Origin of the sequence: Arthrobacter sp. BB-1, from assembly GCF_006151685.1 — a bacterium.
Taxonomy (GTDB): Bacteria; Actinomycetota; Actinomycetes; order Actinomycetales; family Micrococcaceae; genus Arthrobacter.
Window position 1 is genome coordinate 95,679 of sequence record NZ_VDEV01000015.1, and the last position, 22,687, is coordinate 118,365.

The 22,687-nt window shown below is 64.7% G+C and carries 15 protein-coding genes and 1 tRNA gene; 4 read left to right on the top strand and 12 right to left on the bottom strand.

Annotated elements, in window-relative coordinates:
• Positions 1 to 191: 191 nt before the first annotated feature.
• From gltB to pyk, 3 genes are all read left to right on the top strand, one after another.
• A complete protein-coding gene (gene gltB, locus FHJ30_RS08980; RefSeq protein WP_139028959.1) occupies positions 192 to 4,805 on the top strand; it encodes a glutamate synthase large subunit in 4,614 nt (1,537 codons plus the stop codon).
• Positions 4,798 to 6,255 carry a glutamate synthase subunit beta gene (locus tag FHJ30_RS08985; RefSeq protein ID WP_139028960.1) on the top strand — a complete coding sequence of 486 codons (1,458 nt, stop codon included), beginning with the start codon at positions 4,798 to 4,800 and terminating at the stop codon, positions 6,253 to 6,255. Before gltB ends, FHJ30_RS08985 begins: the two co-directional genes overlap by 8 nt.
• A gap of 62 nt (positions 6,256 to 6,317) precedes the next feature.
• A complete protein-coding gene (pyk, locus tag FHJ30_RS08990; RefSeq protein ID WP_139028961.1) occupies positions 6,318 to 7,808 on the top strand; it encodes a pyruvate kinase in 1,491 nt (496 codons plus the stop codon).
• Between the two features lie 141 nt (positions 7,809 to 7,949).
• On the opposite strand, the gene FHJ30_RS08995 is transcribed toward pyk, so the two are convergent.
• Positions 7,950 to 8,555 (bottom strand): ANTAR domain-containing response regulator, encoded by a 606-nt coding sequence (locus FHJ30_RS08995; RefSeq protein ID WP_013600767.1) that lies wholly within the window; start codon positions 8,553 to 8,555, stop codon positions 7,950 to 7,952.
• A 204-nt stretch (positions 8,556 to 8,759) separates the two neighbouring features.
• On the opposite strand from FHJ30_RS08995, the gene FHJ30_RS09000 reads away from it, so the two are divergent.
• Positions 8,760 to 8,841: transfer RNA gene (locus FHJ30_RS09000), tRNA-Leu, on the top strand.
• Between the two features lie 573 nt (positions 8,842 to 9,414).
• Here the strand turns inward: FHJ30_RS09000 and FHJ30_RS09005 are convergent.
• From FHJ30_RS09005 to FHJ30_RS09055, 11 genes are all read right to left on the bottom strand, one after another.
• Entirely contained in the window at positions 9,415 to 10,326 is a 912-nt protein-coding gene (locus FHJ30_RS09005) for a carbohydrate ABC transporter permease (protein ID WP_139028962.1), read from the bottom strand.
• 8 nt (positions 10,327 to 10,334) lie between these two features.
• Positions 10,335 to 11,264 (bottom strand): carbohydrate ABC transporter permease, encoded by a 930-nt coding sequence (locus FHJ30_RS09010; protein WP_139028963.1) that lies wholly within the window; start codon positions 11,262 to 11,264, stop codon positions 10,335 to 10,337.
• Positions 11,261 to 12,721, bottom strand: coding sequence for an extracellular solute-binding protein (locus tag FHJ30_RS09015; protein ID WP_139028964.1), 1,461 nt, complete (start codon positions 12,719 to 12,721; stop codon positions 11,261 to 11,263). Before FHJ30_RS09015 ends, FHJ30_RS09010 begins: the two co-directional genes overlap by 4 nt.
• Before the next feature lie 64 nt (positions 12,722 to 12,785).
• On the bottom strand, positions 12,786 to 13,757 hold the full coding sequence (locus tag FHJ30_RS09020; protein WP_139028965.1) for a PfkB family carbohydrate kinase: 972 nt from the start codon (positions 13,755 to 13,757) through the stop codon (positions 12,786 to 12,788).
• Between the two features lie 98 nt (positions 13,758 to 13,855).
• Positions 13,856 to 15,289 carry a glycoside hydrolase family 32 protein gene (locus FHJ30_RS09025; RefSeq protein WP_139028966.1) on the bottom strand — a complete coding sequence of 478 codons (1,434 nt, stop codon included), beginning with the start codon at positions 15,287 to 15,289 and terminating at the stop codon, positions 13,856 to 13,858.
• Positions 15,290 to 15,606: 317 nt separating this feature from the next.
• Positions 15,607 to 16,680, bottom strand: a complete 1,074-nt coding sequence (locus FHJ30_RS09030; protein WP_139028967.1) for an ATP-binding cassette domain-containing protein — start codon at positions 16,678 to 16,680, stop codon at positions 15,607 to 15,609.
• Positions 16,677 to 17,630 carry an ABC transporter ATP-binding protein gene (locus tag FHJ30_RS09035; RefSeq protein ID WP_139028968.1) on the bottom strand — a complete coding sequence of 318 codons (954 nt, stop codon included), beginning with the start codon at positions 17,628 to 17,630 and terminating at the stop codon, positions 16,677 to 16,679. The genes FHJ30_RS09030 and FHJ30_RS09035 overlap by 4 nt, the downstream gene beginning before the upstream one ends.
• Entirely contained in the window at positions 17,627 to 18,553 is a 927-nt protein-coding gene (locus FHJ30_RS09040; RefSeq protein WP_139028969.1) for an ABC transporter permease, read from the bottom strand. The genes FHJ30_RS09035 and FHJ30_RS09040 overlap by 4 nt, the downstream gene beginning before the upstream one ends.
• Before the next feature lie 32 nt (positions 18,554 to 18,585).
• On the bottom strand, positions 18,586 to 19,563 hold the full coding sequence (locus tag FHJ30_RS09045) for an ABC transporter permease (protein WP_139028970.1): 978 nt from the start codon (positions 19,561 to 19,563) through the stop codon (positions 18,586 to 18,588).
• Positions 19,564 to 19,748: 185 nt separating this feature from the next.
• Positions 19,749 to 21,422, bottom strand: coding sequence for an ABC transporter substrate-binding protein (locus FHJ30_RS09050; protein WP_139028971.1), 1,674 nt, complete (start codon positions 21,420 to 21,422; stop codon positions 19,749 to 19,751).
• Between the two features lie 77 nt (positions 21,423 to 21,499).
• Positions 21,500 to 22,570, bottom strand: a complete 1,071-nt coding sequence (locus tag FHJ30_RS09055) for a LacI family DNA-binding transcriptional regulator (protein ID WP_139028972.1) — start codon at positions 22,568 to 22,570, stop codon at positions 21,500 to 21,502.
• Between the last annotated feature and the right edge of the window lie 117 nt (positions 22,571 to 22,687).

Here is a 22,687-nt window from a genome sequence, read left to right on the forward strand (position 1 = left end):
GCCCCGGACAGCATGGACATGCTGCCTGGTGTTGCCCGGGGCAGGGGCCTGCGTAACTGTTAGTTCAGCAGGCCACGCTGACCTACAATTTCCAGTAAATAACACTTTGTTGTGCCCATGTGAGCGGCGCCCGACGAGTGGGGCCAACGGTGTCCCTTCCATACGCACGATCAGGAGGAAGGACGTCTCCCATGACCCAAACTCTTCACACTCCCAGCTGGTCCGAACCGGATCAGCCTGAGGCTGCCATGTCGCCGTTCAAGCGCTTCGCAGCCCTGCCGGAGGCACACGGGCTCTACAACCCGGAGCAGGAGAAGGACGCCTGCGGTCTTGCGATTATCGCCACCCTCCGGGGTGAACCGGGCTACGACATCGTCGATGCCGCCCTGACCGCCTTGCGCAACCTCGAGCACCGCGGTGCCGTGGGCGCGGACGAGGGTACCGGTGACGGTGCCGGCCTCCTCATGCAGATCCCCGATGAGTTCTTCCGTGCGGTCACGGAGTTCGAACTTCCCGCTCCCGGCCAGTACGTGGCCGGCACCGCTTTCCTGCCCGCCGAGCAGCGCGAGGCCGACGCCGCCAAGGCAGGTATCGAGGGCCTCGCAGCTGACGAGGGCCTGAAGGTCCTCGGCTGGCGCGAGGTGCCGATCGTCGCCGACCTGGTCGGTGCCATGGCCCGCGCCTGCATGCCCTACTTCTCCCAGCCCTTCCTGGCCTCCGCCACCGGCGAGGAACTGGACCGCAACGAGCTTGATTCCCGTGCCTGGCGGATCCGTAAGCGTGCCCAGAACAAGTTCGGCGTTTACTTCCCGTCGCTGTCCTCGCGCACCATCGTCTACAAGGGCATGCTCACCACCGCCCAGCTGGAGCCGTTCTACCCGGACCTCTCCGACAAGCGCTTCAAGACCAAGCTGGCGATCGTCCACTCGCGCTTCTCCACCAACACCTTCCCGTCGTGGCCGCTGGCGCAGCCGTTCCGCACCATCGCCCACAACGGTGAAATCAACACCGTCAAGGGCAACCGGAACTGGATGCGCGCCCGCCAGTCCCAGCTCGCGAACCCGCTGCTGGGTGATACGCCGGAAGAGCTGTACCCCATCTGCACGCCGGGTGCGTCGGACTCCGCGTCCTTCGACGAGGTAGCCGAGCTGCTGTGGCTGTCCGGCCGCCCCATCACGCATTCCATCATGATGATGATCCCCGAGGCATGGGAAAACCACGCCACCATGGATCCGGCCCGCCGAGCGTTCTACGAGTACCACTCCCTCCTGATGGAACCGTGGGACGGCCCTGCCGCCGTTTCCTTCACCGACGGCAACCTCGTGGGTGCCACCCTGGACCGCAACGGGCTGCGCCCCGGCCGGTTCTGGATCACCGAGGACGGCCTGATCGTCTTCGCCTCCGAGGTGGGCGTGATCGACGTCGAACCCTCCAAGGTTGTTAAGAAGGGCCGCGTTTCCCCGGGCAAGATGTTCCTGGTGGACACCGAGGCCGGCCGCATCATCGATGATGAAGAGGTCAAGGCCGAAGTCGCCGCAGCCAACCCGTGGGCGGAGTGGGTCAAGGACAACCTGATCGACCTCAACGAGCTCCCCGAGCGCGAGCACGTGGTCCACACCGCTGCTTCGGTGAACATCCGCCAGCGCACCTTCGGCTACACCACAGAGGAACTGAAGATCCTGCTCGGCCCGATGGCCCGCACCGGCGCGGAACCGCTGGGCGCCATGGGCTCGGACACCCCGGTAGCCGTGCTGTCCAAGCGCCCCCGCCTGCTCTTCGACTACTTCGTGCAGTCCTTCGCGCAGGTGACCAACCCGCCGCTGGATGCCATCCGCGAAGAGCTGGTCACCTCGCTGACCTGTGCCATCGGCCCCAACGGCAACCTCCTGGACACCAAGCAGGTCCGCCAGCCCCAGGTCCAGCTGCCGTTCCCGGTGATCAACAATGACCAGCTCGCCAAGATCGCCAACATCGAGGACGCCGACGGTAACCGCGTGGCCATGAAGGTCCGTGGGCTTTACCGCCCCGAGGGCGGCGAGAACGCGCTGCGTGCCCGGCTCACCGAGATCTGCGAGCAGGTTTCCGGCGCCATCAACCGCGGCGTGCAGTACGTGGTGCTGTCCGACCGCGATTCCAACGCGCAGTGGGCGCCCATCCCGTCGCTGCTGCTCGTCAGCGCCGTGCACCACCACCTGCTCCGCAGCGCCAACCGCACCAAGACCGCACTGGTGGTCGAGGCCGGCGACGTCCGCGAGACGCACCACGTCGCTGTCCTGATTGGCTATGGCGCTTCGGCCGTCAACCCGTACCTGGCCATGGAATCCGTGGAGCAGCTCATTGCCGCGGGCGACGTCACCGGGGTCACCCCGCAGGACGGCGTCTACAACCTGATCAAGGGCCTCGGCAAGGGCGTCCTGAAGATCATGTCGAAGATGGGCATCTCCACGGTGGCCTCCTACACCGGTGCGCAGACCTTCGAGGCGCTGGGCCTGGGCCAGGACCTCGTGGACGAATTCTTCGCCGGCACGCACTCGCAGCTTGGCGGAGTGGGCCTGGACGTCATTGCCGCCGAGGTTTCGGCGCGCCACCAGATGGCCTACCCCGAAGGCGGCATCGAGCAGCCCCACCGCCCGTTGCTGGGCGGCGGCGAGTACCAGTGGCGGCGCGACGGCGAACCCCACCTGTTCAACCCGGAGACCGTCTTCCGGCTGCAGCACGCCACGCGTGAGCGCCGCTACGACATCTTCAAGGCCTACACCCGCGGCGTGGACGACCAGTCGCAGAACCTGATGACCCTCCGCGGCCTCCTCAAGTTCAAGAACGAGCGTCCTGCCGTTCCGCTCGAGGAAGTGGAGCCGGTCTCCAGCATCGTCAAGCGGTTCTCCACGGGTGCCATGAGCTACGGCTCCATCTCCCAGGAGGCCCACGAGACGCTGGCCATCGCCATGAACCAGCTGGGCGGCAAGTCCAACACCGGCGAGGGCGGCGAGGACGTGGACCGCCTGCTCGACCCGAAGCGCCGTTCCGCCGTCAAGCAGATTGCGTCCGGCCGCTTCGGCGTCACCAGCCTCTACCTGACCAACGCCGACGACATCCAGATCAAGATGGCCCAGGGCGCCAAGCCCGGCGAGGGCGGCCAGCTGATGGCGCAGAAGGTCTACCCGTGGGTGGCCCGCACCCGCCACTCGACCCCCGGCGTCGGACTTATTTCCCCGCCCCCGCACCACGACATCTACTCCATCGAGGACCTCGCGCAGCTCATCTATGATGCCAAGCGCGCCAACCCCTCGGCCCGGGTGCACGTCAAGCTCGTCTCCGAGGTGGGCATCGGCACAGTTGCCGCCGGTGTGACCAAGGCGAAGGCCGACGTCGTACTGGTCTCCGGCCACGACGGCGGAACGGGCGCCTCGCCGCTGAACTCGCTGAAGCACGCCGGTGTCCCGTGGGAGCTCGGCCTGGCCGAGACCCAGCAGACGCTGATGCTCAACGGCCTGCGCGACCGCGTGGTGGTGCAGGTGGACGGCCAGCTCAAGACCGGCCGCGACGTTGTGATCGCCGCGCTGCTGGGCGGCGAGGAGTTCGGCTTCGCCACCGCCCCGCTGGTGGTGGAAGGCTGCATCATGATGCGCGTCTGCCACCTGGACACCTGCCCGGTGGGCGTTGCGACGCAGAACCCGGAGCTGCGTGCCCGCTTCACCGGCAAGCCGGAGTTCGTGGTCAACTTCTTCGAGTTCCTGGCCGAGGAAGTCCGTGAAATCCTGGCAGAACTGGGCTTCCGCAGCCTTGAGGAGGCCATCGGCCACGCCGAGGTCCTCGACGCCCGCGACGCCGTCAACCACTGGAAGGCCGACGGCCTGGACCTGGACCCCATCCTGCACGGGCTGGAGTTCGACGACGACGCCCCGCTGCGGAACCTTACCGGCCAGAACCACGAGCTGGACAAGCACTTCGACCAGCGCCTGATCACCATGGCCACGGAAGCGCTGACCGACCGCAGCCCGGTGAGGATCGCCGTCGACGTCATTAACACCGACCGCTCGGTGGGCACCATGCTGGGCCATGTGGTCACCAAGACGTTCGGCACGGATGTCCTGGCCACGGACACCATCGACATCACCCTCAGCGGCACCGCCGGCCAATCACTGGGCGCCTTCCTGCCCGCAGGCATCACGCTGCGGCTGTTCGGCGACTCGAACGACTACGTGGGCAAGGGCCTCTCCGGCGGGCGCATCATCGTCCGCCCGGACCGGACCAACGTGTTCAAGGCGGAGACGAATGTCATCGCCGGGAACGTGATCGGTTACGGCGCCACCAGCGGCGAGATGTTCCTGCGCGGCCAGGTGGGCGAACGCTTCCTGGTCCGCAACTCAGGTGCCACCGCCGTCGTCGAAGGCATTGGCGACCATGGCTGCGAGTACATGACCGGCGGCCAGACGCTGATCATCGGACGTACCGGGCGGAACTTCGGCGCCGGCATGTCCGGCGGCACCGCCTACGTCCTGGACCTGGACACGGCCCGGGTGAACAAGGAAGCCCTGCAGTCCGGCGAACTCCAGCTTCGCGAGCTGGACGCCGAGGACCGCGACATCGTGCACGGCCTGCTGGTCAAGCACGTGGAAGAAACTGATTCCCAGCTGGCTGCGCGCCTCCTCGAGAACTTCGATGACGCCGCTGCCCGCATTACCAAGGTGCTGCCGCGCGACTACGCGGCGGTGCTGCAAACCCGTCTCGACGCCATCGAAGAGGGCCTGGACCCCGACGGCGAAGAAGTATGGTCTCGAATCCTGGAGGTGACCGGTGGCTGATCCACGCGGATTTCTGAAAGTACGCCAGCGTGAAACCCAGCCGCGCCGTCCCGTTCCCGTCCGCATCATGGACTGGAAGGAAGTGTACGAGGCGCAGGAAAAGGGCACGCTGAAGGCCCAGGCCGGCCGCTGCATGGACTGCGGCATCCCGTTCTGCCACCAGGGCTGCCCGCTGGGCAACCTCATTCCCGAGTGGAACGACCTCATGTGGCGGGACAAGGGCGAGGAAGCAATCGAGCGCCTGCACGCCACGAACAACTTCCCGGAGTTCACCGGCCGCCTGTGCCCCGCACCCTGCGAAGCGTCCTGCGTCCTGGGGATCAACCAGCCGGCCGTGACCATCAAGCAGGTGGAAGTCTCCATCATCGATGAGGCGTGGGACAACGGCTGGGTGGAGCCCCTGCCGCCCGCACGCCTGACCGGCAAGACCGTGGCCGTTGTGGGTTCCGGACCCGCCGGCCTGGCGGTTGCCCAGCAGCTCACGCGCGTGGGCCACACCGTTGCCGTCTACGAACGCGACGACAAGATCGGCGGGCTGCTGCGGTACGGCATCCCTGACTTCAAGATGGAAAAGGAGCAGGTGGACCGCCGCGTCGAGCAGATGAAGGCGGAAGGCACCCGCTTCCGGACCGGCGTTGCCGTGGGAACGGACGTGACCTGGGAGCAGCTGCGCCGGCGCTATGACGCCGTCGTCGTCTGCACGGGCGCTACCGTCCCGCGCGACCTGCCCATCCCGGGCCGCGACCTCGAGGGCGTCCACTTCGCCATGGACTACCTGGTCCCGGCCAACCGCGCCGTGGCGGGGGAGCAGGTCGAAAACCAGATCCACGCGCAGGGCAAGCATGTGGTGATCCTCGGCGGCGGCGACACCGGAGCGGACTGCCTGGGCACCGCGCACCGGCACGGTGCAGCATCGGTGACCACGCTTGCCATCGGCAAGCAGCCGCCGGCCGAGCGTGCCAGCCACCAGCCGTGGCCCACGTTCCCGAACCTCTTCGAGGTTGCCAGCGCCCACGAGGAAGGCGGTGAGCGCACGTACCTTGCCTCCACCGTGGAGTTCGTGGGCGAGAACGGCAAGCTGACCGGCGTCAAGGTTGCAGAGACCGAATTCGTGGACGGCAAGCGCCTGCCCAAGGCCGGTACGGAGCGGATCATCCCTGCGGACCTGGTGTTCCTGTCGCTGGGTTTCACCGGCGCCGAGCCCGCCGGCATCACCGAACAGGTGCACGCGGAATTCGACGGCCGCGGCAACGTGTCCCGCGACGGTTACTACATGACCAACACCGAGGGCGTCTTCGTGGCCGGTGACGCCGGACGCGGGCAGTCCCTTATTGTGTGGGCCATTGCCGAGGGCCGGGCCGCGGCCGCAGCGGTGGACAAGTTCCTGATGGGGAGCACCATCCTTCCCGCCCCCGTGGCTCCCACGGACCGCGCCATCGCTGTGCTCTAGGCAGCATCGAGGGTTCACCTGCACGACAACTAACCAATGCAAGAGACCAATAGGGTAGGTATATGAGACGCGCAAAAATTGTGGCTACGTTCGGCCCGGCCATCGCCAGCTACGAGAACACCCTCGCGGTGCTGGAAGCCGGTGTTGACGTTGCCCGTATGAACATGAGCCACGGCGACTACTCCGTGCACGACAACACCTACGAGAACGTCCGGAAGGCGGCTGCGGATCTCGGCAAAGCCGTGGCCATCATGGCCGACCTGCAGGGTCCCAAGATCCGCCTGGGCCGTTTCGTTGACGGACCGCATGCCCTCGCCGTCGGTGACACCTTCACCATCACCACCGAGGACGTTCCCGGCACCAAGGACATCTGCTCCACCACGCTGAAGAGCCTCACCGAGGACGTCAACGTGGGCGACGCGCTGCTGATCGACGACGGCAAGGTGGCGCTGCGTGCCACGGCCGTTGACGACGTCAAGGTGGTCGCCGAGGTGACCGTGGGCGGCATGGTGTCCAACAACAAGGGCATCAACCTTCCGGGCGTGGCCGTCAACGTGCCTGCGCTGAGCGAGAAGGATGAGGACGACCTCCGCTGGGCCATGCGCCGCGGCGTCGACCTGGTGGCACTGTCCTTCGTGCGGGACGCGTCCGACATCACCCGCGTGCACGAGATCATGGACGAGGAAGGCCGCCGCGTGCCGGTCATCGCCAAGATCGAGAAGCCGCAGGCTGTTGAGCAGCTGCCCGAGATCATCGACGCGTTCGACGCCATCATGGTGGCCCGTGGCGACCTGGGCGTGGAGCTTCCGCTGGAGGAAGTGCCGATTGTCCAGAAGCGTGCCATCGAACTGGCCCGCCGCTGGGCCAAGCCGGTCATCGTGGCAACCCAGGTCCTGGAATCCATGATCGACAACCCGCGCCCCACCCGCGCCGAGGCATCCGACTGCGCCAACGCCGTGCTGGACGGTGCGGACGCCGTCATGCTCTCCGGCGAGACCAGCGTGGGCAAGTACCCGATCGAGACCGTCAAGGTCATGGCCCGGATCATCGAATCCACCGAGGTCCACGGCCTGGAGCGCGTCCCCCCGCTGGGGACCAAGCCCAAGACCCGTGGCGGCGCCATCACTCGTGCCGCCGTCGAAATCGCCGACCAGCTGGACGCCAAGTACATCTGTGCGTTCACCCAGTCCGGCGACTCCGCCCGCCGCCTGTCCCGCTTGCGGCCCATCAAGCCGGTGTTCGCCTTCACCCCGGTGGAGCAGGTCTGGAACCAGCTGGCGCTGACCTGGGGCATCCAGCCGGTGCTGGTCCAGATGGTGGACCACACCGACGAGATGACCGCGCAGGTTGACCGAAGCTTGCTGGAGATGAACCTCGTTGAGGACGGTGACCTGGTGGTCATCGCTGCCGGTTCGCCTCCCGGAAAGGCAGGCTCCACCAACTCGCTGAAGGTGCACAAAGTGGGCGACCTCGCTGACTCCACCCGCGGCGGCGAAGCAGCCAGCAACAAGGAAAAGCTCGGCCCCTGGCCGGAAAAAAAGAAGAAGGCCTAGGCTTTCTGAGTTCCTGACGCAAAAGGACCCCTGCCGGTTGGCAGGGGTCCTTTTTTTGTTTGTTTTGCCTGCCGGCGGGTGGTTCCGGCTGGAAGGAACCCGGCAGTCCGTCGTCGTGCGTTACCTGCCGGGCTGCCGAGGTTAGTTGACCTGGTTGATGATCGTTTCGGCGACTTCGCGCATGCTGAGTCGGCGGTCCATGGAGGTCTTCTGGATCCACCGGAAGGCTTCCGGTTCCGTGAGGCCCATCTTGGTGGTGAGGAGGCTCTTGGCGCGCTCCACGAGCTTGCGGGTGGCGAACTGCTCCTGGAGGTCGGAGACCTCGCTTTCGAGGGCCTTGATTTCCTCGTGGCGGGAGAGTGCGATCTCCAGCGCCGGGATGAGGTCCGCGGGGGTGAATGGCTTTACGACGTAGGCCATGGCGCCGGCGTCGCGGGCACGCTCAACGAGTTCTTTCTGGCTGAACGCCGTCAGCAGTACCACGGGGGCGATGCGGGCCTTGACGATCTTTTCTGCGGCCGAGATGCCGTCCATGACGGGCATCTTGACGTCCATCAGGACCAGGTCCGGCTTCAGTTCCTCCGCGAGCTGGACGGCCTTCTCGCCGTTGTCTGCTTCGCCGATGACGTCGTAGCCTTCGCCGCGCAGGATTTCAATGATGTCGAGGCGGATGAGGGTTTCATCCTCCGCCACAATGACGCGGCGCGCCGGCTGGGACGTGGGTTTTGACTCCGTCTGTTCAGTCACGGGATCTCCTTGGAAAGGTACGGCGGGGACATCACTATCTTAGGTGCGCCCGGTCCTGTACTTGATCTGCATGGTCGGTTGCGGCGTCGGCGGCGCGATTCTGGAATTCAGCCTATCTGGATGTAGAGTAATTCCGCGTACGTGAAGCGATCGCGTTGCTCACAATCAGCTGTGGGCGTACCGTTTCCCCTTCATGTATTCCGCGCCCGAGTGGCGGAATTGGCAGACGCGCCGCACTCAAAATGCGGTATCGAAAGGTGTGTGGGTTCGAGTCCCACCTCGGGCACAGCATATCCCCTCGTCAGAGGCGATTTTGCTTTAACGTGTTGACAAATCTTGATTTTCGTCGCTCTGACGGGTTAATTTGCGGGCTGTGGCCTGGCCGCCGCGAGGGGGCCTATTCAGGTGTGTGGGGTGGCGGGCTCAAGTCCGTGGCTGGTGGGCCTTCCGCCTGCTGACCTGCGGTTATTCGGTTCCTCGTTCCGGTTGTGTCAGGTAAGCCCGAGGTGGCCTACAACTATTCATGTTCCGGTGGATTGGGAACGACATGACGTGCCCTCATCTTGATGCACGGCCAGACGAGATAAGCGAAATGAGGGCGACGCAGAGAGCCAGGCTCGCGATTGTCCTGCCAAAGGGGGTGAGGACAGTGTCCACACTTATATCTGGTTTAACGGCCTTTTCTCGCGCACGTCTTGTCCTGCACCGGCGCCCCCTCCCGCCAGCCCTTACAGCCGCCATGGTTGCTGCTTCTATCGTGTGCGGGGTGGCGGCACCCCTGTCACGCGGCAACTGCTCGCCGTGCCGACCGGAGATGGTGCACCAGCCCCGTGGACGTGTTCCCTTTTCTACGGCACCGCTACTTGCTGGCGCCGGCCGTGAGGCCTTCGCGCAGGGTTCGTTGGCCGAAGATGAAGACGACGAGTGCGGGCAGCATGGATAGGATCACGCCGGCGAGGACCACTGAGATGCTGCCGGTGCCGAGGTTGCCTTGGAGCGTGACCAGGCCGAGGGGAAGGGTGAAGTTCTGTTCGCTGATGGTGAGGATCAGTGGCCGGAAGAACTCGTTCCAGTGGAAGTTGAAGGCTAGGATCCCGACGATGGCCATGCCAGGGACCGCCAGGGGGACGTAGACCGAACGGAAGATCCGCCACGGTCCGGCACCGTCCAGGGCTGCTGCTTCTGCGAAGTCGTTCGGCAGGCCCAGGAAGTACTGGCGCATTAGGAAGGTGCCGAATGCTGTGGGAATGGCCGGCAGGATCAGGGCCAGCAGGGTGTCGGAGAGGCCCATGCCCCGGATCAGCATGAACACCGGGACGATGGTGACCTGCACCGGGACCATCATGGTGGCCAGCACCAGAGAGAAGATGGCGTTCTTGCCGCGGAAGTCCAAACGGGCGAAAGCATAGCCGGCCAGGGTGGCGGACGCCATCTGGCCGAGTGCGATCAGACCGGTCACCAGGGCGCTGTTCAGGACCAGGAGGCCGATGTTGATCTGCTTGAACACTTCCTGGTAGGCGGTGAAGTCGGGGTTGATGGGCAGGAAGGACGGTGGCAGGTTGAAGGATTCCGACGGCGTTCGCAGTGAGGTGGACAAGGTCCACAGGACAGGACCGAGGGTCAGCGCAGCTGCCACGGCCAACGCCGCGTATCTGCCGACCGTGCCGGCTGCGGGCAAGCGGCGGTTGCGGTAGGGCTTAGGGGTAACCGGCGTTTCGGCGGTGGGACCGGAATGCTTGCCGGTCCTGGTCTGCAGGGTCGGGCTGGACATGGGGGACCTCACTGGTAGAAGACGAAGCGGCGGCTAAGGCGGAATTGCAGGGCGGTCACGGCAAGAATCAGTACGGTGAGTACCAGGCCGACGGCTGAGGCTTTGCCGAATTCCAGTTGCTGGAAGGCGGATTCGAAGATGACCATGACGGCGGTGCGGGTGGAATCGCCGGGACCACCGTTGGTCAGGACGTACGGCTGGTCGAAGACCTGCAGGGCGCTGATGATGGCCATGACGGAAGCCACGAGCACAGTGGGGCTGATCAGCGGAAGAGTCACGTTGCTGAACTGTTTCCAGCCCGTGGCGCCGTCCAGGTTCGCTGCTTCGTGCAGTTCTTTGGGGATGTTGGTGAGGGCGCCGAGGAAGAGCAGGAAGGAGAACCCGAAGTTTTGCCAGACGTAGACCAGGACGACGACGGCGGCGGATGCCGTGGGACTTGTCAGCCAGGGCACAGCGGGGATCCCGACGAGTGACAGGAGCCAGTTCACCACGCCGAACTGTTCGTTGAACATGTAACGCATGAAGATGGACACCGACGCGGCGGACAGGACCAGGGGGAAGAAAAAGGTGGAACGGAGGAACACCCTCAGCCAGGACGGCATCCTTGCCTGCAGCATGGCAGCCAGGCCAAGCGCGATGCCCAGTTGAAGGATTACCGCGACAACTACGAACCCAATGGTGTTCAGGAAGGACACGCGGACGGTGGGGTCCTGTGCCAGTGAGGCGAAGTTGGCGAAACCGACGAACTCTGGTGCTGAAATGATGTCCCAGCGGAAGAACGCAAGGACCAGTGAAGCGATGATCGGCAGGAAGGTGAACAGGGCCATGCCGAGCACTGTGGGTGCCAGGAAGATCCGTGCCAGCCATCGCTCAACAAAGGAGCGGCGCACGGCCGGTGGTTTCACCGTTGGCCGCGGGGCGGTGGAAGTGGTGGTCATGAGCTCCTCCTCAGAGCCAGTTCAAGGTCGCGCTGCAGGTTGCCCATCGCTGCCCGTACATCGGCGGAGCTGCCGCTGACCGCGGTGGAGACGTTTTTCATCAGGGCAGTTTCGACGGCGGCCTGCTGTGGCGGGGCGGGGATCGGGCCGGAGGTGGGGAACCTGTCCAGGGTGTCGTAGAAGACTTTCCAGTGCCGCGGCCCGGTGGCGGCGTAGAAGGACTCGTTGACCATCGAGCGGCGGGTGGGTGTGGTGTTCGGCTTGGGAATGGCCAGTTGCATGGCTTCGCGGCTGGAGCAGAACTTCACCCATTCCCATGCCGCGTCCTTGTCTTTCGCGGTGCGCATGATCGCGTAGCCGGCGGCCCCGAACTGATGCCGCTGGGTCCGCCAGCGGGGGAAGAACTGCACGTCGAATTGATCGGCTGTCATTCCGGCCTCGTGCAGGCCTTGCGCCCAGTAGCCACCTGCGGGTGTGGTGCCGATGCGGTTGTTGCCGAAGAGGCCCACCAGGGCGTTGCCGCCGCCGGATTCGGGCCGAACGCCGAGTCCTTCAGCCACGAGCTCGCGCAGGTAATCGAAGGTCTCGAGAACCCGCCCGTCCTCGGCGTTGGGAGCCAGCCACTGGTACCCGCCGCCGCGAGTGCCGCGGGCTGGGTCGTTGGGGTAGAAGCGGTCCCAAAGCCAGTCACCGCCGGGAGCCTTCGTTTCGGACAGGAAGCTGGTGTCATTGGCGTAAAGCCACGGTACAACCCCGCCGAAAAGCCGGTTGGTCCAGTAGTACGGGGTGAAATCAGCCGGGCGGGCCTTGCGGAGGGCCCACAGGGTGGCACTGAAGTCGTCCTTCGTCCAGTCGTCCTTTGGCCGGTCAAGCCCGGCCTGGGCGAAGGTGCTGGTATTCAGGTACATGTTCGCCGCGTTCCAGTCCAGTGGAAGCTGGTACAGGCTTCCCTGGTACATGAAGGCTTCCAGCAGGCTCGGATGGACGTCATGGAAGTAATCGCTCATCGCCGCGGCGTCCCGGCGGACATAACTGTCCAGGGGCTCGGCGAGCTTGTCGGCGAACAGCTGGGCGCCTTCGGTGGCGACATAGACGACATCCGGGGGCGTTCCCGCGGCCACCATGGTGAGGATCTTGGAGAAGAAGTCCTTCCAGTCCGCACCCTGAATCGCCTGCAGCTGCACTGGGATATCGGGGTGCGTGGCGGTAAAGGCCTGGATCAGGCCCTGGCGGCCCGCAACATCCGCTGCCGTCCCCAGGATGGCGATGTTCAAGGCCTTGCTGCCCCGGCCTGGAATGTCAGCGCCGGTCAGCCGCGGCCAGGCGCCCACGGTCGTCCCCGCCACGGCGATCCCGGTCAGGCCCAGCATGGAACGCCGGGTCAGTTGTGCAAACCTGCCGCTGGACCGCAGCGCATGCGCAGGGGCTTGGTGCCCCGGTGTCTTTTCAGACGTCATTGTCGGCTCCTCCTAACAGGGTAAACGGGGTCCTTTACTTTTGTTGCCCGCAGGGTTGTTTTGTTTATGCCCGATCGCATGCGAAAGCTCGTGGTGCGGAGGCCGGTGCCTTGACAGCAGATGTCAGTTCGTCCAGGGTCGGCGGGTTCGCCCCGGCGCGCTGCACGGTGATGGCCGCTGCTGCGGCTGCGGTGCGTCCCAGCTGCTCCATGACGGTGGGGGCAAAGCCCTCGGTGCCGCGGGTGAGCAGGCCCAGGATGAGTGCTGCCATGTAGGAGTCGCCGGCGCCGATGGTGTCTGCCACCGTCGCTTTGACTGCGGGAATAGTGATGCTCGCGGACGGGCAGGTGAATTGGGAGCCGGTAACACCTTTGGTTATCACTGCCAGCCCGGCGCCGAGCCGGAGGATGTGCTCAGCGGTTTCTTCCAGTGTTTTAGCGGGGTAAAGCCAGTGGGCGTCCTCGTCGCTGAGTTTGACGACGTCGGTCAGTGCGGCAATGTCTTCGAAGGTTGCCTTCGCTGCGGCGTGGCTGCCAAGCAGGGCTGGCCTGATGTTCGGGTCGTAGGTGATCGTGCAATGCTTGTGGGCTTGTTCGAGCAGGGTTTTGACGGCACCTGCCCCGGGGTTCAGGAAGGTGGCTATGGAACCGGTGTGCAGGATTTTGGGGAAGTAGGCAGGCGTTGCTGTTGGCAGGTCCCAGTGGATGTCGAAGTCGTATTCGGCTGATCCGTCGGGTCCGAGGGTTGCGGTGGCTGTCGCCGTACGGGCGAGGGATTTTGATCCGGGCAGAAGAGTAACTCCCGCCCTGTGGAGGTGGTTTTCTATTGATGTTCCCCGGGCATCGGGTGCGATGGCTGTGAGTAGGCCCGTGGTGACGCCCAGGAGCCCGAGGCCGTAGGCGACGTTGGCGGGTGATCCGCCGGGGTGTTCCACCTGGCTGTTTGGGGTGGTGACCACATCGATCAGCGCTTCACCGACAACGACGGCGTCAAGGGGCTGTTGGGCGTCTGGGCGGGCTGCTTTGAGGTGTTCCATGTTTGTCTCTCGGGCAGTGTTGGTAGCGGAGCGGCAGGTCATTCCGCAGCCGGGTGGCCGCGGCGGTGGAATGACCTGCCGGAACCTTTCGGGTGGGGCTAAGTCGCCGCGTTTATCTCGTTCATCTCGTTGATCGTGAGGTTGCCGAAGGTGGCCGTTCCATCGTTGGCGTAGAGCCGGATGGTGTTGTCACCCTCCAGGGGGAACACCCGGTGTGAATGCACCACCCGTCCGTCTCCGACAAACATTTCCACGCTGGTACGGTCCACGAGGAGGCGGAGGGTGAGGCGCCCGGCCGAGGGATCGATGGGCGTCTGGCTTTCCCCGCCGGTCGGGTTGATGGTGGGTCGCCGGTTGACGTAGGCGAAGGGGCCGCGGAGGAACGCGCCGGCGGCGACATGCCGGCCTCCGCCGGCTGCACGGCAGATCTCAAGGCCGATGTTGGACGGAGGGGCGGCCGGGTCCCATACCAGGTCACAGGTCAGGTCGTAGGCCAGTGCGCTGATATTGAGGTCATGGGTTCCCGTGACCGTGACGTCCCCGAGACGGTGGGTGCGCTTGACGTGGTTGGCCAGGCCGGCGGTGGGGGTTGAGACGAGGTGGTAGCTTCCGTTTGCCTTCTTGAGGCGGATGTCGCGCACGATCATGTCATCGCCGTTGTACGCGTCGGTCGCCAGGGTCGGAGTGTTGTGGGGGTAGTCCCAGAAGTTCGACCATCCAAGCGCCCGGCGCAGGGTGGCATCCTCGGCGCCGGAGGAGTCGTGATGGGGGTAGGTGACCGCCCCGTAGAAGTCATAGCCGTAGTCCAGCCATTCCGGCTCGGCGTGGTCGGGGGCAAACGCAGTGCCGTTGAAGGCCCCTGTCCAGTAGGCGTAGGTTGCCGGCAGGCCGCGGCCTTTGCCGTTGGCGCTGGTGCCCAGGATCCAGTGCGACGTTCCGTCGTCGGCGGTCATGCGGAAAAGATCCGGGCACTCAAGCAGCCCCAGGTCCGTGCGGACGAATTCGCCGACCCGCTGCCAGGAACGCAGGTTGGGAGACGTGTAGAAGCCGAGTTTCTGCCCTTCGGCGTTGACCATGAACCACTGGCTCCGGTCTGCATCCCAGATCACTTTCGGGTCGCGGAAATCCGGCACGCCGGGGTTCGGCAGTACCGGTGCCGTCCCACCGGGCTGGAACGAGCGCCCGCTGTCCGTGGAGTACCAAAGGTATTGGGCCTGGCGGCCCTGGGGCGCCTGCGTCACGAGGGCTATGACGGCGTTTTCACCGTATCCGGCGGTGTTGCGTTCATCGATGACAAGGCATCCTGACCAGCAGTCGCCGTTGTCGTTGCTGAATTTGGGGATGGCGATGCCACGGTCGCGGAAAGAAACATGGTCGGTGGTGGTGGCACGGCGCCAGGATGTGCCTCCGCCGCCCTGCAGGTAATCGCCGTTGTAGAGGTAGTAGTAGTGGTATTCGCCGTCGATGAAGATGGGTCGCTGGGGGTCGTTCTTCCAGTTGTCGGGGACGCTGAAGTGATAGGTCGGGCGCATACGCGTTGGTCCTTTAAAGGGCGGCTTGACCGGTGCGGTGTCGGGCGAGTTTGGGGGTGCCGCTGTCGCTGACTGGGCGAATGACGTTGTAAGTGCGAGCGATCCGGTGAGGGCCACGGCTCCGCTTCCGGTCAGGAGGGCACGCCGGGAGACGGCGGGTGAATTTTCCATGGGTTACCTTTCGGTGGGCAGCTTCGGTGCTGCCAGTGGGTGAATGTTGATGTTTTTTGACAGCGCAGGGCAGGGCGCTGTTTTGGGTTAGATCTGATGGGGGTCCTGCTTTGAGGACAGTCAGGCAGGTTCTGGAAACCGGAAGTTCAGTCTGCAGGCTGGGGCTCTGTCGCCAGTGCATGGCCGCTGGCGCCGGCGCGTGGGCGGTAGAGGTGGCAGCGGACCCAGTGTCGGTTGAGGGGGTCGCCCACCTGGTGCCGTACGGGTTCTTCGGATGAGCAGGGCTGGTCGGGGTCGTTATTGAAGGCACAGGTGGTGGAAGCCATGACGGCTTGCCGGAGCTGGGCGCGGTGGATGGGGTCGTAGGATCCGGCCCGGGCCGGGTCGGGGACGGCTGAGACGAGCAGTTGGGTGTAGGGGTGGGCTGGGTTGGCCAGCAGGTCCAGTGATTCGCCCTCTTCGACGATTTCGCCGGCGAACATGACGGCCGTCCGGTCTGCGAGGTACCGGGCGGAGGCGAGGTCGTGGGTGATGTAGAGCATGGAAATGCCCTGCTCGTCGCGCAGTTTCCGCATCAGGTTCAGCACTCCGATGCGGACCGATACGTCCAGCATGGATGTTGGTTCGTCGGCGAGGATGACGTTTGGCTCCACGGCCAGGGCCCGCGCAATCGCGACCCGTTGGCGTTGACCGCCGGAGAGCTCGTGGGGGTAGGAGTCGAGCATGTCGGGCTGAAGGCCGACGGTGGTCATGAGCTCTTCGAGGCGGTGCCTGGTCTGCTCATCTGAACCGCGTTGGCCGGTGCCGCCCTTGCCGTGGATGGTGAGCGACCGCCGGAGGAAGTGCTCGATCCGGTGGGCGGGGTTCAGCGACCCAAAGGGGTCCTGAAAGACCATCTGCAGTTGGGACCGGAACGCCCGTGAGGCCTGGAACCTGCCACCTTTGAGGACGTCGACGCCGTCGACCAGGATGGCACCTTCGCTGGGTTTCTCGAGCCGGGCGACACAGCGGGCCAGGGTGCTCTTGCCTGAGCCTGATTCCCCGACCAGTGCCACGATCTTTCCATGGCCAATGGTCAGGTCCACGCGGTGGAGTGCCCTGACGGCCTGGCTGGAGAACAAGCCGCCGATGTGGAACGACTTACCCAGTCCGCGCACCTCAAGGGCCGGGGTCTGGACCGGCACGTTTGGCCGGGCAGGGGAGTGGACGGCGTGGCTCATTGTGCTGCTCCTTCAAGGACGGCGGCTTCGGCGTCGGGGTCAAACGGGGCCACGAAGTGGCCGGGCGCGACTTCGGCGAGGTCCGGGATGTTCCGGAACCTCACGCCTTCGGGGAGGCCCTTAAGCGGGATCCGCGGGCCGGTGAGCGGCGGGAACGCGCCCATGAGGGCTTGGGTGTAGGGGTGCCCGGGGGCGGTGTAGATGTCGTGGGCTTTGGCGGTCTCGACGATCCGGCCGCCGTACATGACGGCCATGCGGTGGGAGAGTTCCACCATCAACGACATGTCGTGGGTGATGAACAGGACGGAGAAGCCCAGTTCGCGCTGGAGGTCCTTGATCTGGGCCATGATCTCCTGCTGCACCACCACGTCCAGCGCCGTGGTGGGCTCGTCCAATATCAGCAGTGACGGCTTGAGTGCTACGGCCATGGCGATCACGGCCCGTTGCCGCATCCCACCGGAGAGTTGATGCGGGTACGACTTGAGGCGCGCCGGATCGATTCTGACCAGTTCCAGCAGTTGTGCTGCGCGTCGAAGGGATTCCTTGCGCGAATAGCCAGCATGGGTGGTGAAGATGTCGGCCACCTGTTCCCCGATGGTGAGTACCGGGTTCAGCGAGTTCATGGCGGACTGGAACACCATGGCGACGTCCTGCCAGCGGAAACGGCGCAGCTCGTCCTGGTTCATGGCCAGCACGTCCTTTCCGCCGAAGGAGATGCTGCCGGCGGCGATCTTTGCCGGGTCCTTGAGCAGCCGCATGATGGAGTTGGCGATGGTGGACTTTCCGCAACCGGATTCGCCGGCCAGCCCGAACACCTCGCCGGCGCCGATGCTGAAGGAGACGTTGTCCACGGCCGTGGTCGAGCGGGTGTCGCCGATGTACTGGACGGTGAGGTTCCTGACGTCGAGGACCGGTTCGTGGGAGCCGAAGGAGGTTTGGGAGACGGTCATTGTGCCGCGCTCCTTTCGGTGGTGGCGGGCTTGCGGATCTTCCGCAGCCGGGGGTTGGTTACTTCGTCGACGGCGTAGTTGATGAGGGCCAGGGCGAACGCCACCAGCGCGATGCACAGGCCGGAGGGGATGAAGACCCACCAGCTTCCGGTAAGGAGGGCGCCTTCATTGCCGGCCCAGAAGAGGTTATTGCCCCACGAGACGGTGCTGACGTCGCCCAGTCCAAGGAATTCGAGGCCTGCTTGGGCCCCGATGCCGTAGATGACGCAGGCGAGCAGTGTTCCCATTACGATCGATGCCATGTTCGGCAGGATCTCGCGGAACATGATGCGGCCGGCCCGTTCACCGGAGACGACGGCGGCAGCGACGAAGTCCTTGGAACGGATGGACAGCGCCTGTGACCGGAGAACGCGCGCTGATCCGGCCCATCCTGTGACGGTGAGGACCAGGATGACGGTGCCCAGCCCTGGTGGCAGGAAGGCGGCCAGGATGACGAGCAGCGGCAGGCCGGGAAGGAGGAGGAAGACGTTGGTCAGCAGCGACAGTGCTTCGTCGATGAATTTGCCGAAATAGGCCGATGCCAGGCCGACGAGGATTCCGATGAAGGTGGATGCAAGCCCGACGGTAAGGCCTACCAGCAGGGAACTCCGGGCGCCGTGGATGGTCAAGGCAAGCACGTCCTGGCCCTTGGCGTTGGTGCCGAGCCAGTGTTCGCTGTCCGGTTCCAGTGAGGCCATCCCGGTGATCCGGGAGGGGTCGCCCGGGAACAGTACCGGCGCGGCCAGGGCCAGGACGATGAAGATGAGCATGATGGCCATGCCGGTCATGGCCTTCTTGTTGGTGATAAGCCCGTGGATGAAGCCGCGGTTGGTTTTGCGGGCAGCTTTTGCTTCGGTGGGCTGCTGGAGGATAACGCTGGTCATGGTCGGTCCCTTGGTTACTGGGTAAGCGCTGTTCAGTTGCTGCGCACGCGGGGGTCGAGGCGGACGTAGAGGACGTCCACCAGGAAGTTCGCCAGCAGCACGGCGGCGGTGATGGTCAGGAACAAGCCCTGCATGAGCGGATAGTCCAGGCCCTGCACGGCGTTGAGGAGCTGGTAGCCGACGCCGGGGTAGGCGAAGACGACCTCGGTGAGGAGGGCGCCGCCTACGACGAACCCCAGGCCCATCCCGAAGCTGGTCACCGAGGGCAGCATGGCATTCCGGGCGGCGTAGCGGAGCATGATCCGCCCGGGGCGCAGGCCCTTGGCTTCGGCCATGGTGATGTAGTCCTCGGAGTTCGTGGCGATCATGGTGTTCCGCATGCCAAGCATCCAGCCGCCAATGGAAACCAGGACGATGGTCAGCGCCGGAAGTACGAGGTGGGCGGCTACGTCGCCGATGAACTCGGCAGTGAACGCAGGCTCAAGTCCGTCGGTGAACGCGTGGCGGATCGGGAACCAGCCCAGCACCACGCCGAACAGGTATAGGGCGCCCATTGCTAGCCAGAAGTAGGGGAATGATCCGATGAAGACCAGCACGGGCGGCAGGGCCGAGTCGATGGCACCGCCGCGGCGCCATGCTGCGAGGATGCCCAGCAGGTTGCCTACGACGGCAGCAATCACCAGTGCGGTCCCGCCGAGCAGGAGGGTCCAGCCGATCTGGGACGAGATGACCTCGGTGACGGGGGTGGGAAAACGTGTAATCGATACCCCCATCTGTCCGGTAAGGATGTTCTGGATGTAGCCGGCGTACTGCTCCCAGATGGGCCGGTCGTCCACGCCAAGCAGCTTGCGCAGGGCCTCGAGCTGTTCGGGCTGCATCCTGTCCTGGGAGCGGGCGAACATGCGTGATACGGGGTCCCCTGGCATGAAGCGGGGGAGCAGGAAATTCAGGGTGATGGATGCCCAGAAGGCGATCAGGTAGAAACCCAGTCGGCGCAGGATGAAGCGCACGGTTTCCCTCCAATTCGGGAGTGGTCAAGATTGTGGGTACGCCCGACGGCCGGCCGATGGCATGAGCCAGGCCGTCGGGCGTAGGTGGCGTGGGACCAGGTGGGCCTCAAGCTCGGCGGTGGATGGGCCCACGCCGCCCAAGGTTCCCTGGCCGAAGCGCAGCGAGGTCAGGGCGGCGGTGGGGACTACTTGCGCGGTTCCAGGCTGGTCAGCACCAGAACCGTGGTGGGTGCGCGAACCGAGAGGGTGGCGTACGGGTTGTCCTGCGTGGGCCAGCCGGTGAAGCGGGTGTCGTTGTACGCACCCCATTCCGGGCCGGAGAACAGCGGCACCACTGGTGCGACGTTGTTGTATTCTTCCTGCAGCTTGTTGGCAATATCCTTTTGTTTGGACTGGTCCGTCGCTGCAGCGAAGTCGCTCAGCAGTGCATCGGCTTTGGGGTCGCCGAAACGGTGGTAGTTGTCGAACGTCTTGGTGCCCACCGGCTTCACCGTTGTGGTGCCCATGGTGGTGTTGAAGTACTTGTACGGGCTGGGGTCGTTCGCGCTCCAGACAATGCCGGAGTCAAAGTCGCCGGTTTCGTACCCGGCCACCACAGCGGCCCAGTCCGGGGAGTCCACTTTCGCGGTCACGCCGACCTCTGCCAGGTTCTGGGAGATGACGTTGGCCACGGAGAGCCAGTCGGACGAGGTAGCACCGACGGAGATCTTGAACTCGAATGGTTTGCCGTCCTTGAGCGTCCGCTTGCCGTCGGGGCCCTTGGGGTAGCCCGCCTTGTCCAGCAGGTCGTTGGCTTTCTGGACGTCGTGCTTGGTCCAGGTGCAGTTGTCCTTGACCTGGGTGTTCTTCCAGGTCTCGTAGTTACCGGACAGGCCGGTGCAGTCGGCGGGCTGGGCGTACCCGCTCATGCCGATCTTGGTGACCTGGTCCCGGTCCACGGCCATGCTCAGCGCCTTGCGGACGTCAATATCGTTGAAGGGCGCCTTGGTGGTGTTGAGCTGCCAGTTGATCATGGCGCCCGTCGGCGGGAACCAGTAGTGCCGGTGGTCCTTGTCCTTTGAGACGAAGGTCTTTTCGATGTTCGGGATGTACTGCGGGGCCCAGTCAACGTCGCCGTTGGCGGCGGCGAGGTTCGCGCCGTCGTTGCCTGCGAATGCGAGCATCTTGATGCCGGCGATCTTTTGCTTCTCCGGCTGCCAGTAGTTGGGGTTTTTCTTCAGCACGAAGGACTGGGCCTGGAAGTTGTCCACCTCGGTGTATGGTCCGGTGCCCACAGGCTTGGCGTTGGCGTCCTTCTCGGGGTCGGCCAGTGTGGACCAGATGTGCTTGGGCAGGATGCTGAGCTGGCCGACGTCGTACAGGGCGGGGGACCAGGGCTTGTTGAAGTTGAACGTGACGTTGTTGCCTTGTGCCGTGACGCCGTCGAGGTACTCGTAGCCGCCTTTCAGCTTCTTCTGAAGGTCGAACGTGTAGGCGACGTCGTCGGCAACGAAGGGCTGGCCGTCGGACCACTTCACCCCGTCACGCAAGGTGAAGGTGATGGACTTGCCGTCGTCCGCGGCCTTCCAGTCGGTGGCCAGCCACGGCACGGTGTCCCCCTGGGCCGGGTTGAAGACCAGGAGGGATTCGTAAATGGACTGCTGGACCATGGGGTTGACGGTCGGTGCGAACGGGTTGAAGTTCTGCACGAACGTGCCCATGTCTTCGCGGGGAATGGTGAGGAACGCGTTGGCATTGGCCGCGGCGTCGGTGCCGCCGGACTTGTTGCCGGTGGCTGCGCAGCCGGTCAGCAGCATTGCGCCTACCGCCAGTCCGGCCGCGGCGATGCGGGCGGACTTGAGGAACCTGGTTTGTGTCATGATGGGGTTATCTCTTCCTGTTTTCATCAGCAAGGTGAAGGGTGGGTGGGATTTGCTCTTCGACGTTGATTTCGCGGTCAGACCGAAGAGCGTTCTAACAGCGGACAGTCGACCAACTGCTGATTGGCAGTGATCGGCTGTCCGGCTGTAAGGGTGGCGAGCGTCTGGACTCCCAGAGCGCCCATCTTTTCGAACGGCAACGCAACAGTAGTCAGCTTGGGCCTGAGGTAGGCCGCGATGAGTTCCTGGTTGTCGAAGCCGATCACGGCGATGTCACCGGGGATGGCTAGGCCACGTTCCTTGATGGCGTCGTAAGCGCCCATGGCCATGCGGTCATTGAGGCAAAAAAGTGCGGTTGGCCTGTACTTGGCTGGGTACCGGTCAAGGATTTGGCAGGCAGCCTCGTAGCCTCCGTCTGCGGTTGCATACCCTGCCACTACGAGCTCCGGATCAAGTTCCACGCCGGCGGCGGCCAGCGCCTCCCGAACCCCCTGCAGACGCCCGACAGCTGCCGGGATGCGCGGGTCCAGGTTGATCACACCGATCTTGGTGTGGCCGGCCCTGAGGAGGCGTTCGACGGCGACCCGTCCGCCCGCGCGTTCGTCAGGGACGATTGAGGGCAGCTTCCCGTCCAGGTCGAAACAGTTGACGAGAACCGTGGGTACTTCGTGCGCGCTGCGGGGCACATGGACACCGCGGTGGTGTGTTGCGGCGTAGAGCAGCCCTTCCACGCGCTGCTCCAGCAGCTTCTCAACAGCGGCATCCTCCATCCCCTGGTTGGGGCCGGCCGCATCACCCTGGTCCGACGGGGCGATCAGGAGGAATCGACGGTCAATCCAGGCCTGGTCCTGGGCACCCTTGATGATGTCCACGGCGAAGGGTGCGGTGACGATCTCCGTGACGATGCCGTACCAATCGCTGCGCTGGGATGCCAGCGCCCTCGCCCCGGCATTTGGACGGTAGCCCAATGCCTGAACCGCGTCAGCGATGCGGGTCCGGGTCTCCTCCGAGATGCTGGCGTCTTCGCGGTTGTTCAGCACGAATGAAACGGCTGTCCGGGACACTCCGGCATGCTTGGCTACGTCATTCATTGTGACGCCACGCTGCCGGGGGGTGCCGGCTTTGTCGGGGGAGGCGGTCTTCGCCATTGAATGCTCCAGAGGTCTTCATTGAGCTGGGGTTGCCAGTACTGATGCGAATGTAACGTGGTGTTGTTTGAGTCAAGTAACTCGCGTTACTTCGGGCTGTGATCTAAGTTACCCGCG